This window comes from Candidatus Eisenbacteria bacterium (genome assembly GCA_016867715.1).
Lineage (GTDB): Bacteria > Orphanbacterota > Orphanbacteria > Orphanbacterales > Orphanbacteraceae > VGIW01.
Genome location: VGIW01000007.1, coordinates 30,761 through 44,755 on the forward strand (window position 1 = coordinate 30,761; position 13,995 = coordinate 44,755).

A 13,995-nucleotide genomic window follows, 5' to 3' on the forward strand; every position below is an offset into this window, starting at 1 on the left:
GTCTACCCGTCCTTTCTTTCCTGGTCCGCCGGACGGACCTCGAGAACCAAACCGTCCACCTTTTCGATGACGATCCTCGTTCCGGCCGCAACCGGCCGATCCGACACGGCCGACCAGTGCGCGCCCGCGACGAACACGGTCCCCTTCGGCGCGATCTCGGTGCGGGCGACGCCGATCTCCCCGACGAGGCCGCGCCGCCCGGTCGTCGGCTTCTTCCGCCTCGTCCGGAAGGCCATCGCGAGGGCGAAGACGAAGAACGCGACGGTCACCGCCACCGCCGGGAGAACCACCGCGAGCGAAACGCGCAGGAACGGAGCCGGAGAGCGGAAGAGGAGAACCGACCCCAAGACGAGGGCCGCGACACCGCCCGCGGTCAGCACTCCAAAGCTCGGGGTGAACAGCTCCGCCACGAAGAAACCGACGCCGAGAATCATGAGAAGAAGCCCCGTGTAGTTGATGGAGAAACTTTTTAGCGCGAAGAGAGCGAGCACCAGACAGATCGCTCCGACCACGCCCGGGAAGACCGTTCCAGGAGAGGAGATCTCGAAGAACAAACCGTAGAAACCGAGAAGGAGGAGGATGTAGGCGACCGTGGGATCGTTCAGAAAGGCGAGGAAGCGATAGCGCCGGCTCATCGAGAACTCCTCGACGTCGGGGTCCCGCAGCGAGAGCACGAGGGCTTCGCCCTCCGAATCGCGGACCTCCATGCCGTCGAGCTTCTCGAAGAGCTCCGCGCGGCTCGCGGCGACGCAATCGGCGATTCCGATCGCGACCGCCTCGTTCGCCGGGGTCGATTCGCTCGCGCGCACCGCTCGCTCCGCCCATTCCGGGTCGCGGCCCTTCTCCTCGGCGATGCTCCGGAGATACGCCACCGCGTCGTTCGTCGCCTTGTCGGAGAGGGTGGAGTCCATTTGGGCGCCGCCGATGTTCACCGGATGCGCGGCTCCGATGTTCGTTCCGGGGGCCATCGCGACGGCGTGCGCGGCCATCGCGATGAAGGCGCCGGCCGAGGCCGCTCTCGATCCGCTCGGGGAAACATAGACGATGACCGGAACCTCGCTCGAGAGAATCCGCTTCACGATGTCGCGCATCGCCGTGTCGAGCCCGCCCGGCGTGTCGAGCTCGATCACGACGGCGTCCGCGGAGCGCTTCTCGGCTTCGTCGATCGCGTCGACGAGAAAGCTCGAAGCGACGGTTCCGATCACGCCCTGGAACGGAACCCAAAGCACCCGCGGCGGGCGGCCGGAGGGAGAAGCCGCGTCGGTGAGGGAATCGTCCTCCGAGGGAACGCCCGGGAGGGGAAGAAGAACGAGCCCCGCGAGAAACAGAATCGCGCACGCGGCGGCGCGGGCGGACCGGTTCGTCAAGAACTGCATGCGTCCTTCTCGCTTTCCGTCGGTCGATCCGCTCTCCATAGTAATCCTCGGCCGGACGTGCCGCAAGAAGCGAGATCGGGACCGTCTTCGGGGCTCCCGCGCCTCGCCCGAATCCTCGAACGCCGTCTCACCGCGGAAGAGAGATTCCGGACAGACGGCGGAAGAGGGAGACCGCGTAGCCGTCGGTCATGCCGGAGACGAAATCGGTCACGCGGAGGATCTTCTCGTAGTCGCTCGCCGATTCCGGGAAGAGCTCCGGCATCCAGGCGCGGATCCGTTCGTACTCGGGATGCGCGGGCCGGAGCGCGGCGCCGACGAGCCGATCGAGCAGCGCGCCGATCGCCTCGTAGCCGGCGATCTCGATCTCCAGCACTTCCTCGCACTGGTAGCACCGGCGCGCAACGAGAGCGGTGATCGCGTCGATCTTCTCTTTGGACGGGATCGCGTCCACCAAGGCTCGATCGAACGCGCCCTCCAGAATCCCCGCCTCCTCGCGAAGGAAGAGATCCGCCGCCTCGCGAACCAAGACGTCGATCGAGCGGGCGCGGAGATAACCGACGACCGATTTCTCATCGTCCCGGTCCGCGGGAGATGGGCTCTCGCCTTCTCCCGCGATCGCCTCCAGAAGATCGCGCGCGTCATCGTAGCGGATCTTTCCGAGGCGAAACCCGTCCTCGAGATCGAGGATCTGGTAGCAGATGTCGTCGGCCGCCTCGACGAGGAAGGCGAGAGGATGGCGGCACCACCACGCGCTCTTCTCCGAGAGGGGAAGGAGCCCGAGCGCGTCCGCCGCCGTCCGGAAGATCTCCTTCTCGCTTTGGAAGACGCCGAACTTCCGCGCGCTCCGGCGGGGCCCCGGGTCCTCCTCGAGAAGCGATTCCCGCGGATACTTGCAGAACGCGCCGAGGGCGGCGTAGGTAAGACGCAGGCCGCCCCGCCCCCTCGCCATCTGAAGACGCGTGAGAACGCGAAGTCCCTGCGCGTTCCCTTCGAAACGCTTGAAGTCTTCACTTTCCGCGTCCGCGAGGCGCGCGTTCCGGAACCGCTCCGGATCCCGGAACCACGTGCGGATCGCGTCCTCTCCCGAATGGCCGAAGGGAGGGTTCCCGATGTCGTGCGCCAAGCACGCGGCGGCGACGATGTCCCCGAAATCGCGGGGAGCCGCGATCGGGCCGAGGCCGTGCTTCTCGGCGAGGCGCGCCCCGACGAGGGTGCCGAGGCTTCTCCCCACGCAGCTCACCTCGAGGCTGTGCGTGAGGCGGGAGTGGACGTGGTCGTTCTCCGGCATCGGGAAGACCTGCGTTTTGTCGTGCAGCCTCCGGAACGCGGAAGAGAAGACGATGCGATCGTAATCCCTCTGGAACCCGCTTCGCGCGTCCCCGGACGGCGAGCGGCCTCCGCCGAGCCGTTCCTCGGCGAGAAGCCGTTCCCAACGCATCGCTTTCTTCATGAAGCTCTGCCCTCCCGCGAGCGCCCCGAGTCTATCGGTCTTCGGACCGCACGGCAAGGCGCCATTCGTCGGCAGCCGAGAGACGATCGCCGTCTCCGCTTCCGGAATGCGGTGCGAAGAGACCCCGCTTCCGCTATACTGCGCGGGCGGGAGCGACCGATGAAGCAGGTGATGACGATCGCCGGATCCGATTCTGGCGCCGGCGCGGGGATCCAAGCGGATCTCAAGGCGTTCGCCGCGATGGGGGTTTACGGGACCACCGTGATCACCTCGGTCACGGCGCAAAACACGACCGGGGTCACGGATATCCACGATGTGCCGGTCTCGAACATCCGCGCGCAGATCCGCGCGCTCTTCGACGATTTCGACATCGCCGCCGTGAAGACCGGGATGCTCGCTTCCGCGGAGATCGTCGCGTGCGCCGCGGAGGAACTTGGGCGCGCGGGGGAGCGTCCGATCGTCGTCGATCCGGTGATGATCGCGGCGAGCCGGGCGGCGCTCATGCGGGAGGGAGCTTTCCCGGAGCTGATCGCCCGGCTCCTTCCTCTCGCAACCGTGACGACGCCGAACCTGCACGAGGCGTCGGTGCTCGCGGACATGCGGGTCGAGACGAGCGAGGAGATCCGCGAGGCGGCGCGGCGGATCCGCGATCTCGGGAGCCGCTGGGTGCTGGTCAAGGGAGGGCACGGCGAGGGGAAGGAAGCCGTGGACGTCCTCTACGACGGCCGTACGTTTCTCGAGTTCCGGGCGCCTCGTCTTGTGACCCGCTGTGTGCACGGAACGGGATGCACCTTCGCGTCGGCTCTCGCCGCGAGGCTCGCTCTCGGCGAGTCGGTGCCGCGCGCCGCGCGAAACGCGAAGGTCTTCATCACGGAAGCGATACGCCGCGGCATCGAGGTCGGACGAGGCAACGGCCCGACGAACCCGCTCTATCTGTTGCCGGAGTGGACGATTGATGCCTGAACGAACCGGCAGGTCGGAAGGGATTTCCGCGCGAGGGAGATCTTTCACGTATCAAGTCGATATCCCCGGGGGGCGCACATGAACCGGCGGGCGATCGCGATCGGGGATTTTCTGGTCCGATCGCACCATCTCTGGGACTCCCAGTGGCTTTTGCTCGCCGTGGGGGATTTCTCGAAGGGCGACTACAACGCGATGGCGGTTGGTTGGGGGAGTTTCGGCACGATGTGGTCGAAGCCGTTCGCTCAAGTGGTCGTCCGCCCCACGCGCCACACGTTCGAGTTCATGAACCGCCACGCCGGCTTCACGCTCTCTGCCTTTCCCGAGGAGCATCGGAACGACGTCTGGCTTCTCGGAACCTCATCGGGCCGCGATGGCGACAAGATCGCGCGGACGAGCCTGACGCCCGTCCCGTCCTCGCGCGTGGCCGCTCCATCGTTCGCCGAGGCGGAACTCGTCGTCGAGTGCGTGAAGATGTACTGGCAAGACATGGATCCGGCTTGTTTTCTCGTCCCCGAGATCGAGGAGAAGTATCCCGAGCGAGATTATCACCGAATCTACTACGGTGAGATCGTCGCGGTGTTCGGAACGGATCGATTCCGTTCACCGGAGCCGCCCGCGAAGGAATAACCGCCGAGTCCGCCGATCGGAGCGGCCGACGGACGGACGCCAAGCAAGGAGCGAGGAATGGAAGAGAGAGTGAAAAACAACCGGCCGCCGGGATCGCCGACGAGCGGAGAGCCGCATGCAGGCCGCGAGGAGCCGCCTCTCGACCGCAGGCTCGTCCCTGCGGATCGAGCCAAGCGGGCGGGCGCCTTCTTCATCGATTGGTTCATCGGGTTTCTTCTCGGGATGATCCCTGCGATCGGATGGCTGGCGGGGTCGGCCTACATGCTTCTCCGCGACGGTTTCTCGAGCGGGATCCTCGACCGCCGCAGTCTCGGGAAGAAGGCGATGCGCATCCGGCCGGTTGTGCTGGCCGGATCGCCGGTCACGTTTGCCATCTCGGCGCGCCGAAACGTCATCTTCGCGGTTCCGCTCCTTCTTCTCGTGATCCCCGTTCTCGGGCTCGTGCTCGCGCCCGCCGCGTCGATCGTGATCCTCATCATCGAGACCGGGCTCGTTCTCACGGATCGCGACGGCCGCCGTTACGGCGATCGTATCGCAGGGACGCTGGTCGTCGAGTCGGAGGGCTGATCCCCGAGGGCGGAAGAGACCCTTCCCGGAAAGAAGAAGGGCGAGGGACGCGTCGCTCCCTCGCCCGCGACTTCGCGGCAGCCGTTCCTACTTCTTCAAGAGCTCCTCGAACGCCTTCTTCGATTCGTCCCGCACCTTCTCGTGAATGCTTGTGCCGTGCGAATCGATCGTGACGATCACCGGGAAGTCCTCGACGCGAATCACCCAGAACGCCTCGGGCGTCCCGAACTCCTCGAGCTTGTGGACGTCGACGACTTCCTTCACCGATTGGGCGATCGATGTGCCGCAGCCGCCCACCGCGTGGAAGTAGACGGCGCCGAACTTCCGGCACGCTTCCTTGGTCGACTCGCCCATGCCGCCCTTCCCGATCACGCCGCGCACCGTGTAACTCTCGATCACCTTCGCCTGATACGGCTCCTCGCGGGCGCTCGTGGTCGGTCCCGCGGCGACGAACGTCCACTTGCTTCCTTCCTTCCTCACGACCGGTCCGCAATGATAGATGACTCCCTCGCGGAGCAAATCGTCGAGAAAATGAGGCCGCTCTTCCACCATCAGTTTGTGTCCGGCGTCCCGCGCGAGGACGACGATCCCGCTCAAGAGGACCGTGTCCCCCGCCTTCAGCTCGCGGATCTTCTTCTCCGGGATCGGGATTTCAAGCCTCAGCATAGACCGCCTCTCCGTTTCTCAACGTCATCTCCTTGCGCCGGCACGCCCAGCACATATAGGAAACGGCGACATAGAATGTGGCCGGATGACGGTGCTGCTTAGCGGCGAACACGCCGAGCACCGTCGTCTTTCCGCCGAACCCCATCGGACCGATCCCGAGCTTGTTCAGATCGGCGTGAAGCTCCTTCTCGAAGGCGTCGAGGATCGGATCCTCGTTCTTCGACCCGAGGCGGCGGAAGAACTGCTCCTTCGAGAGAAGATAAGAGGTCGAGCGATCTCCGCCGATCCCGATCCCGACGACGCCCGGGGCGCATCCCATTCCCTGCGCTTTGAACACGGCGTCGAGCACGACCTTCCGCACCCCCTTGAGGTCGCGGCCGGCTCCGAGCGCGCCCTCCGGGAGCTTGTACTGCGTCCCGACGTTCTCGCTTCCGCCCCCCTTCAGCATCAGCCTCACCAAGGTCTCGCTCTTCTCCCACGCCTTGAACGACGCGTACGGGGCGTTCGTCCCGATGTTGGTCCCCGAGTTCTTCCCGGTCACGGGATCGACCGCGTTCGGCCGAAGAAGGACCTCCTTCGTCGCCTTCTCCGCGGCGGTCTCGATCGCCTTCCGGAAAGCGATCGTGTCCGCCCCCACCGGGTGATGGACATAGAAGACGAGAGAGCCCGTGTCTTGGCAAATCGGGGTCGCGTTCTCGCGCGCCATCCGAACGTTGTCGAGAATCGCCGCGAAGGTGTTCGCCGCCGTGCCTCCCGGCGGCTCCATCTTCTCCGCGCCCCGAAGCGCCTTCTCCACGTCCGAGGGAAGGTCGGTGGAGGCGCTCCGGATCAGCGTGAAGAGCTGTTCGACCAGTTTGTCGTTCATGCACCACCTCTGTCGGAAGAAACGAAACACATCTTCCGTCGAAACGAGAAATCGCGCGGGCCTTCGGCGAGCGGGAGAGGCCGGCGGGGCGTCTCCCCGCCCGACGCGGGCGGGATCGTCCTACGGGATGAGCTTGCGTTCCTTCGCCGACTTCAGAAGTTCGTCGCGGAACTGAGGAGCCGCGATGCCGATGAGAGCCTCCGCCCGCTCCCGGAGGTTCTTCCCGAAGAGCTGCGCGACCCCGTACTCGGTGACGACGTAGTGAACATCGGCCCGGCTCGTCACGACGCCGGCCCCCATCTGCAGGAAGGGCGTGATCCGGGAACGCTCGCCGTTCTTCGCCGTGGCCGGGAGCGCGATGATCGGCTTTCCGTTCTTCGAGCGGGCCGCCCCGCGGATGAAGTCGACCTGTCCCCCGAAACCCGAGTACACCTTCCAGCCGATCGAGTCGGAACAAACCTGGCCGGTGAGATCCACCTCGATCGCCGAGTTGATCGCCACGAGGTTATCGTTCTGGCTGATGATGAAGGGGTCGTTCACGTACTCGACCGGGTGCGCCTCGATGAACGGGTTGTTGTCGAGGTATTCGTAGAGCTCTTGGCTCCCGAGCGCGAACGTGATGATGACCTTGCCCGGATGGAGCGTCTTCTTGGCGCCCGTCACGATCCCGCTCTGGATGGCGCGCATCGCCCCGTCGGAGATCATCTCGGTATGGATGCCGAGGTCGGCGACCCCTTCCATCGAGGCGTAGACCGCATCCGGAATCCCCCCGATCCCCATCTGGATCGTCGATCCGCTGTCGATGAGGCGCACGATGTGTCTGCCGATCGAGAGCTCGACGTCCGTCGACGGTTTCGATTTCAAATTGGGGAGAGGACGGCTCACCTCGACGATCCCGTGCGTCTGGCGGACGTGGATGAACGAGTCGCCGAGGATGCGCGGCATCCGATCGTTCACCTCCACGACCACCTTCTTCGCGTGTTGGCAGGCCGTCTTGGTCGCGAGGGTCTCCACGCCGAGGCTCATGAAGCCGTGGAGATCGGGAGGAGAGACCTGAACCATTGCGATATCAAGAGGAACGATTCCCTCGCGGAAAAGCCGCGGGATCATGTAGAGGAAGATCGGCATGTAGTCGGCGCGTCCCTCGTTGACCGCCTTGCGGTCCGCGGGGCCCACGAAGAGGGAATTGTGCCGGAAATGCCCTTCCATCTCGGGGCGGGAAAGAGGGTCTTCCCCGAGAAGCAACACGTGATTGAGCTGGACGTTCTCGAGCTCCTCGTAGCGCTCCGCGAGGGCCTCCACGAGGGAGATCGGAATGGCCGCGTTTCCCCCGTAGTAGACCCGATTCCCGCTCTTGACCAACTTCGCGGCGTCCGTCGCCGAGCATAACTTGGACTTGTAATCGTCGAGCCAGTTCATGATCCTTCTAGCTTTCCTTCCGGAGGATTTCCGCCAGCGAAACCTGCGGGATTCCGAGGGCCTCTCCAGCGCGGGCGTTGACCATCTGCCCCTTGTACATGTACGTGCCCCCCGCGAGGCCGGGATCCTCCAGGAGCGCTCTCTCTAGTCCTTTTTCCGCGATCTTCAAGATGAAGGGCAACGCGCCGTCCGCCATGGCGCGCGTGGCGGTCCGGGGAATGTCGGAGGTCATGTTGGGAATGCAACAGTGCACGACGTCGTGCACGCGGTAGGTCGGATCCTCGGGAGTGGTCGGCCGGCTCGTTTCGACGCAGCCGCCCTGATCGATCGACACGTCGATGATCACGCTTCCCGGCTTCATCGCTCGAACCATCGCATCCGTGACGAGAAGCGGAGACCGGCCTCCCGGGATGAGAACCGCGCCGATCAGAACATCGGCGATCGCGGTGTAGCGCTCGAGCCTCGCGACGCCGCCGACGGCGGTCATCACCTGACTGCCGAGCAGGCGCGCGGCCCTTCTGAGCTTGCGGATGTCCTGGTCGATGAGGATGACTTGCGCGCCGCGCGCCACGGCGTGCCGGGCCGCGGTGACCCCGACGGTGCCCGCGCCGAGAATGACGACGGTGGCCGGCGGTAGACCCGGCGCACTCCCGAGGAGAATTCCTCTCCCCCCCGGCTCGTAGCGGAGAAGCTGCGCCGCCGTATCCACCGCCATCTGCCCGGCCAGCTCGCTCAGCGGGAGAAGGGCGGAGAGATCTCCGTCCGGGCCGCGGATGATCTCGTAGCCGATCAGGGTGGCCCGCGCCTCGATCAGCTTCTCCACGAGCTCGCGCGGGGCGACCGCAAGATGGTGGAACGCGCAGAGGACGCTCTCTTCCTTGAGAAGGCCGACCTCCTCGAGGGAGAGGGCGCCGAAACGACAGACGAGGTCCGCGCGGTTGTAGATCTCCTCGGGGCCGTAGACGATCCGGCCGCCCGCGTCGGCGTAGTCCTCGTCGCTGAAATGCGCGGCCTTCCCAGCTCCTCGCTCGATGTAAACTACGCTGCCGCAATCTGTTAGGCGGGCGACGCCGAACGGGTTGAGCCCCACCCGGTGCTCGTGGCGGCTCGTCTCACGCGGTACTCCGATAACCATGTCATCTTCCTCCTCACGCAACCCGAGAATCGTATCGCGAGCGGGAAGCGGCGACAAGAGGTAACCTTGGTCCGAGCCCGGCGCGCTCAGAGAGGCGAAGCGGGAGGAAGCGCGCCGAGATCGTTATGGAGGTCAACAATGAGAGTACGAAATGTTCATCACATCGAGCCGAAGGACGCCGGGATGGCGGGCGTCCGGATCCGGGTCGCGATCGGCAGGGACGAGGGGGCGCCGAACTTCGTGATGCGCTACTTCGATGTCGCCCCCGGGTGTTCGACCGCGGACCACGCGCATGCGTGGGAGCACGAAGTGTACGTGGCGAGAGGGCGGGGCGCCGTCGTGACGAAAGAGGGGCCGGCCCCGATCGGGGCGGGCGACACCGTCTATGTCGCGCCGAACGAGCAGCATCACTTCGAGAATCGCGGGGAGGAACCGCTCGAGTTCGTCTGCGTGGTCCCGCACACGGATTGACTCAGGCAGAGGACCCGCCTATCGTGATTCCGCGCAATGGGTTGCGCCGGACGCCGAGAACGGTCCCGGCGATCGCCGGTCGGCCGCTCGGGGAGTTCCGCTCTTCCCCGCGGGCGGAAAGACGTCTATAATGCGAGGTCGACCTCGGCGGACATCGCCGCGCCTCGCGGCCATCCATTCGGTCGAAACAGAACCTGCAGCAAGAGGGAATCGATATGCCGAGCAACATCGGGAATCCGGAAGAGCGCCGGCTGAGCTTCTCCTGGAGCGACGCGCGCAAGGAACTCGATTTTCCGGAAGATTCGCACAACATCGGGTGGTACTGCTCGGACCGGATCTGCGATCTCGGGATGGGCGAGAAGACCGCGCTCGTCTGGGAGGCGGTGGACGGCAGGGTCGCGCGCTTCACCTTCAACGATCTTCGCGTCTACTCGAACGCCTACGCGAAGCATCTCTCCGGCCTCGGTCTCCGGCCGGGCGATCGCGTGGCGGTCTTTCTGGAGCGCGTTCCGGAGCTCTACATCGGGATGCTGGGAGGCCTGAAGGCGGGGCTCATCATGCAGCCTCTCTTCTCCGCGTTCGGAGAAGACGCGCTCGAAAAGCGGCTCTCGAACGCCGAGACGAGCGCGATTCTGACCTGCCGGAAGCTGACCTTTCGTGTGCGAAAGATTCGGGAGCGTTGTCCGTCCCTCCGGCACGTGATCGTCAGCGATCCGGGCGATCTGTCGTTTCAAGAGGGAGAGACCGCCTTCGGGCTGGAGACGGCGAAGCCGGTCGAGTCGTTCGCGTGTTATCCGGCCGATCCGGAGACCCCGTCGATCCTGCACTACACGTCGGGAACGACCGGCATGCCGAAGGGCGCGCTTCACGTCCACGGGTCTCTTCCCGCCCAAGCGCTCACCTCGAAGTGGGTGCTCGACATCAAGGACGGGGATATCTACTGGTGCACCGCGGATCCCGGCTGGGTGACCGGAACGAGCTACGGGATCATCGGGCCGTGGGCGATCGGCGCGACGCAGTACGTTCTCGAGGCGGGGTTCATCATCGACCGGTGGTACCGCGCGATTCAGGATCAGAAGATCACCGTCTGGTACAGCGCTCCGACCGCCATCCGGATGCTGATGAAAGAGGGGGAGGCGAAGACGAAGCAGTACGATCTTTCTTCACTTCGCCACTTGTGCAGCGTCGGCGAGCCCTTGAACCCTGAAGCGGTCGTTTGGAGCGAGCGCGTCTACGGGCTTCCCTTCCACGACACCTGGTGGCAGACCGAGACGGGGTGCATCCAGGTGACGAACGTGCCGGGGTTGGAGATTCGCCCGGGGAGCATGGGAAAGCCGTTCCCCGGAGTAACGGCGGCGGTTCTCGCCCACGATTTCACGGAGATCCGCGAGCCGAACAAGCAGGGATTGCTCGCGCTGAAGCCTCCGTGGCCGTCGATGTTCCGGACCTACTGGCGCAACCCGAGCGCCTACGAGAGCAAGTTCAAGAACGGGTGGTACCTCACCGGAGACCGCGCCCGGATCGACGAGGACGGATTCTACTGGTTCATGGGGCGCGACGACGACGTGATCAACACCGCGGGGCATCTCGTGGGGCCGTTCGAGATCGAGAGCGCGCTCCTCGAGCACGAGGCGGTGGCCGAGAGCGCGGCGATCGGAAAGCCGGATCCCGTCAACATGGAGGTCGTCAAGGCGTTCGTTGCCTTGAAGGCGGGTTTCGAGCCGAGCAAGAAGCTCGAGATGTCGATCATGAACTTCATCCGCAAGAAGCTCTCGCCGCTCGCGATGCCGCAGGAGATCGAGTTCGTCGAGAAGCTTCCGAAGACGCGGTCGGGGAAGATCATGAGGCGCGTTCTGAGGGCGCAGGAGCTCGGCCAAGAAGTGGGCGATCTATCGACGCTGGACGACAACTAGGAGGAATGGGGCGGCGGACGCCGCGAGGGCCCCAGCCTGGAGGATCGGATACATGAGCGACGACCTGAAGCGGAAGATCATCGAGTTCATTCGGGAAGAGTATCTTGAGGACGACAGCATGGAGCTCAAGGACGACACGCCTCTCATTTCGAGCGGCATCGTCGATTCCTTCTCGATGGTCTCCTTGAAGATGTATCTCGAAGTGGAGCTCGGAATCAAGATGACGGACGAGGAGGCGAGCACCGAGGCGTTCGACTCGGTGAACAGCATCCTCGAGCTGGTGCGGAAGAAGCTGGCGGAGAAGAAATAGCGAGGAGTCTGTTCCGGCGCGGCGGGGCCGACTCGAGCGTCCGGGGTCTTCGCGAGGTGGTCGCATGGCATACACAAGCGCGGTGCGCGAACAATTCCGAAACACGCTGAAAGAGGTCGAGGAGGCGGGGCTCTATAAGGACGAGCGCTACATTTGCAGCGAGCAGGGCGTGGAGATCGTCGTCGAGTACCCGCGCGGCTCCAAGCCGATGAAGGTCCTGAATTTCTGCGCGAACAATTACCTCGGGCTTTCGAGCCATCCGGACGTGACGGCCGCCGCGCAGAAGGGGCTCGAGGAACGCGGCTACGGGATGAGCAGTGTCCGCTTCATCTGCGGCACGCAGGACCTTCACAACAAGCTCGAGAAGCGGGTCGCGGAGTACCTCGGAAAGGAAGACGCGATCCTCTTCTCCTCGTGCTTCGACGCGAACGCGGCGATCTTCGAGGTCCTCTTCGACGAGAAGGACGTGCTCCTGAACGACCGATTGATCCACGCGAGCTTGATCGACGGGATCCGCCTCTGTTCGGCTCAGAGGGACAGCTACAAGAACGCCGATTGCGCGCACCTCGAGAAGAAGCTAGAGATGTGGAAGCCTCGCGCCCGGAACATCTGCATCGTGACGGACGGCGTCTTCAGCATGGACGGGATCCTTGCGCCGCTCGACAAGATCGCGGATCTCGCCGACCGGTACGGGGCGATGGTCCTCGTGGACGACAGCCACGCGACCGGCTTCATCGGAAAGACCGGGCGGGGGACGCCGGAGCATTTCGGCGTGATGGATCGGATCGACATCATCACGACGACGCTCGGGAAGGCGCTCGGAGGCGCGAGCGGAGGGGTCGTCGCGGGTCCCCGCGAGGTGACCGAGATGCTCCGCAATCGCGGACGGCCCTATCTCTTCTCGAACGCCGTCCCGCCCCCCATCATTTCGGCCGCGCTCCGAGTGATCGACCTCGTGAGCGAGACGACGAAGCTCCGCGACAAGCTCGAATGGAATGCGCGGTATTTCCGGGAGAAGATGGACGCCGCGGGCTTCCGTCTCGTTCCGGGGGAGACCCCGATCGTTCCGGTCATGCTCGGCGACGCGAAGCTCGCCAACGATATGGCGCGCGAGCTTCTTCAAGAGGGGATCTACGTCATCGGCTTCTCGCACCCGGTCGTTCCGATGGGGAAGGCGAGGATCCGCGTGCAGCTCTCCGCGGCTCACGAGAAGGAGCACATCGACAAGGCGGTCGATGCGTTCATCAAGGTCGGGAAGAAGCTCGGCGTGATTCGGTGAGGACCGACGGATGGCAAAGAGCCAGTGGGCCGCGTTCTTCGACGATCACGCCCCGCGGTACGACGAGAACGTCTTCACGAAGAACACGCTCGCCGAGGTCGATTTCCTGATCGAAGCTCTCGGCCTCTCGCGAGGGGACTCGATCTTGGACATCGGGTGCGGCACCGGGCGACACGCGGTCGAGCTCGCCTCGAGGGGGTTCGACGTCACCGGCCTCGACATCTCGTCCGGGATGCTCGCGGAGGCGAGGAAGCGGGCTTCCTCGGCGGGCGTCGAGGTCGCTTGGGTCCATGCGGACGCGAGGCGCTTCGCCTTCCGGCGCGGGTTCGACGCGGTCGTCTGTCTCTGCGAGGGGGCCTTCGGGCTTCTGACGGACGCCGACGATCCGATCGGCCAACCGCTCGCGATTCTCCGGAACGCCGCGGGTTCGATGAAGACCGGCGCCCGCGCCCTCTTCACCGTCTTGAACGCCATGAGGATGATCCGGAGGGCGAAGGGAGAGGGGGCCGAGGATGCCGAATTCGATCCGATCGCCCTGGCGGAGCGCACCGACTGCTTGCCTCCGGGATCCTCGAGGAAGTACTCCCTCTTCGAACGCGGCTTCGTTCCGACCGAGCTGGTTCTCCTCTTCGGAACGGCCGGTCTCGAAGTGCTCGAGATCTGGGGCGGAACCGCGGGAAACTGGGGGAGGCGTCCGATCGATCCGGACGAGTACGAGATCATGGTTCTGGCGCAGAAGCCCGAGCGTCCTCCCGCTCCCCCCTTCGGCTTCTTCGCACGCCGTGAATTCGGTACCTGATACCCCATTTCGATACCCCATTTCACGGAAGGAGTCCGCCGTGCAGCTGGACAGGCATCGGAAGATCGGGTATCAGGTGCCGAATGTGCGCGGGATTCGACGCCTGATTTTCGGTGGAGCGGGGATCGGGCGGTTCGCTACACTCTTCACATGAA

The 13,995-nt window shown here is 64.9% G+C and carries 14 protein-coding genes; 8 read left to right on the top strand and 6 right to left on the bottom strand.

Translation table 11 applies throughout. The annotated features are described in order from the left end of the window. Positions 1-2: 2 nt before the first annotated feature. Both FJY73_02705 and FJY73_02710 read right to left on the bottom strand, forming a co-directional pair. A complete protein-coding gene (locus FJY73_02705; protein MBM3319567.1) occupies positions 3-1,415 on the bottom strand; it encodes a nodulation protein NfeD in 1,413 nt (470 codons plus the stop codon). Between the two features lie 88 nt (positions 1,416-1,503). Further along, the gene (locus tag FJY73_02710) at positions 1,504-2,814 is read right to left on the bottom strand and encodes a deoxyguanosinetriphosphate triphosphohydrolase (GenBank protein ID MBM3319568.1); all 1,311 of its coding nucleotides are present in this window, start codon (positions 2,812-2,814) and stop codon (positions 1,504-1,506) included. 171 nt (positions 2,815-2,985) lie between these two features. Here FJY73_02710 and thiD point away from each other — a divergent pair, with 171 nt between their 5' ends. The 3 genes from thiD (at position 2,986) to FJY73_02725 (ending at position 4,983) form a co-directional block, all read left to right on the top strand. Continuing rightward, positions 2,986-3,789 carry a bifunctional hydroxymethylpyrimidine kinase/phosphomethylpyrimidine kinase gene (gene thiD, locus FJY73_02715; GenBank protein MBM3319569.1) on the top strand — a complete coding sequence of 268 codons (804 nt, stop codon included), beginning with the start codon at positions 2,986-2,988 and terminating at the stop codon, positions 3,787-3,789. Between the two features lie 78 nt (positions 3,790-3,867). Beyond that, complete coding sequence (locus tag FJY73_02720; GenBank protein MBM3319570.1) at positions 3,868-4,416, top strand: flavin reductase; 549 nt, start codon at positions 3,868-3,870, stop codon at positions 4,414-4,416. Positions 4,417-4,473: 57 nt separating this feature from the next. After that, positions 4,474-4,983, top strand: coding sequence for an RDD family protein (locus tag FJY73_02725; GenBank protein MBM3319571.1), 510 nt, complete (start codon positions 4,474-4,476; stop codon positions 4,981-4,983). 87 nt (positions 4,984-5,070) lie between these two features. Here the strand turns inward: FJY73_02725 and FJY73_02730 are convergent, their stop codons facing one another. From FJY73_02730 to FJY73_02745, 4 genes are all read right to left on the bottom strand, one after another. Continuing rightward, the gene (locus FJY73_02730; GenBank protein ID MBM3319572.1) at positions 5,071-5,649 is read right to left on the bottom strand and encodes a fumarate hydratase C-terminal domain-containing protein; all 579 of its coding nucleotides are present in this window, start codon (positions 5,647-5,649) and stop codon (positions 5,071-5,073) included. Then, positions 5,636-6,514: a fumarate hydratase gene (locus tag FJY73_02735; GenBank protein ID MBM3319573.1), complete on the bottom strand. Its 879-nt coding sequence runs from the start codon at positions 6,512-6,514 to the stop codon at positions 5,636-5,638. The genes FJY73_02730 and FJY73_02735 overlap by 14 nt, the downstream gene beginning before the upstream one ends. A 120-nt stretch (positions 6,515-6,634) precedes the next feature. Next, positions 6,635-7,933: an acetyl-CoA hydrolase/transferase family protein gene (locus tag FJY73_02740; protein ID MBM3319574.1), complete on the bottom strand. Its 1,299-nt coding sequence runs from the start codon at positions 7,931-7,933 to the stop codon at positions 6,635-6,637. Positions 7,934-7,940: 7 nt separating this feature from the next. Further along, entirely contained in the window at positions 7,941-9,068 is a 1,128-nt protein-coding gene (locus FJY73_02745) for an alanine dehydrogenase (GenBank protein MBM3319575.1), read from the bottom strand. Positions 9,069-9,206: 138 nt separating this feature from the next. On the opposite strand from FJY73_02745, the gene FJY73_02750 reads away from it, so the two are divergent. From FJY73_02750 to FJY73_02770, 5 genes are all read left to right on the top strand, one after another. Beyond that, positions 9,207-9,539 carry a cupin domain-containing protein gene (locus tag FJY73_02750; protein ID MBM3319576.1) on the top strand — a complete coding sequence of 111 codons (333 nt, stop codon included), beginning with the start codon at positions 9,207-9,209 and terminating at the stop codon, positions 9,537-9,539. Between the two features lie 215 nt (positions 9,540-9,754). Then, positions 9,755-11,452 carry an acetate--CoA ligase gene (acsA, locus tag FJY73_02755; GenBank protein MBM3319577.1) on the top strand — a complete coding sequence of 566 codons (1,698 nt, stop codon included), beginning with the start codon at positions 9,755-9,757 and terminating at the stop codon, positions 11,450-11,452. Positions 11,453-11,504: 52 nt separating this feature from the next. Continuing rightward, positions 11,505-11,762 (top strand): acyl carrier protein, encoded by a 258-nt coding sequence (locus FJY73_02760; protein ID MBM3319578.1) that lies wholly within the window; start codon positions 11,505-11,507, stop codon positions 11,760-11,762. Between the two features lie 64 nt (positions 11,763-11,826). Beyond that, a complete protein-coding gene (locus FJY73_02765) occupies positions 11,827-13,041 on the top strand; it encodes a glycine C-acetyltransferase (GenBank protein ID MBM3319579.1) in 1,215 nt (404 codons plus the stop codon). Between the two features lie 10 nt (positions 13,042-13,051). Then, on the top strand, positions 13,052-13,840 hold the full coding sequence (locus FJY73_02770) for a methyltransferase domain-containing protein (GenBank protein ID MBM3319580.1): 789 nt from the start codon (positions 13,052-13,054) through the stop codon (positions 13,838-13,840). Positions 13,841-13,995: the final 155 nt, after the last annotated feature.

Bases quoted from the DNA above. Each gene is read 5' to 3' on its own strand.
- FJY73_02705 (MBM3319567.1), bottom strand. From the start codon at position 1,415: ATGGAGAGCGGATCGACCGACGGAAAGCGAGAAGGACGCATGCAGTTC.
- FJY73_02710 (MBM3319568.1), bottom strand. From the start codon at position 2,814: ATGCGTTGGGAACGGCTTCTCGCCGAGGAACGGCTCGGCGGAGGCCGC.
- thiD (MBM3319569.1), top strand. From the start codon at position 2,986: ATGAAGCAGGTGATGACGATCGCCGGATCCGATTCTGGCGCCGGCGCG.
- FJY73_02720 (MBM3319570.1), top strand. From the start codon at position 3,868: ATGAACCGGCGGGCGATCGCGATCGGGGATTTTCTGGTCCGATCGCAC.
- FJY73_02725 (MBM3319571.1), top strand. From the start codon at position 4,474: ATGGAAGAGAGAGTGAAAAACAACCGGCCGCCGGGATCGCCGACGAGC.
- FJY73_02730 (MBM3319572.1), bottom strand. From the start codon at position 5,649: ATGCTGAGGCTTGAAATCCCGATCCCGGAGAAGAAGATCCGCGAGCTG.
- FJY73_02735 (MBM3319573.1), bottom strand. From the start codon at position 6,514: ATGAACGACAAACTGGTCGAACAGCTCTTCACGCTGATCCGGAGCGCC.
- FJY73_02740 (MBM3319574.1), bottom strand. From the start codon at position 7,933: ATGAACTGGCTCGACGATTACAAGTCCAAGTTATGCTCGGCGACGGAC.
- FJY73_02745 (MBM3319575.1), bottom strand. From the start codon at position 9,068: ATGGTTATCGGAGTACCGCGTGAGACGAGCCGCCACGAGCACCGGGTG.
- FJY73_02750 (MBM3319576.1), top strand. From the start codon at position 9,207: ATGAGAGTACGAAATGTTCATCACATCGAGCCGAAGGACGCCGGGATG.
- acsA (MBM3319577.1), top strand. From the start codon at position 9,755: ATGCCGAGCAACATCGGGAATCCGGAAGAGCGCCGGCTGAGCTTCTCC.
- FJY73_02760 (MBM3319578.1), top strand. From the start codon at position 11,505: ATGAGCGACGACCTGAAGCGGAAGATCATCGAGTTCATTCGGGAAGAG.
- FJY73_02765 (MBM3319579.1), top strand. From the start codon at position 11,827: ATGGCATACACAAGCGCGGTGCGCGAACAATTCCGAAACACGCTGAAA.
- FJY73_02770 (MBM3319580.1), top strand. From the start codon at position 13,052: ATGGCAAAGAGCCAGTGGGCCGCGTTCTTCGACGATCACGCCCCGCGG.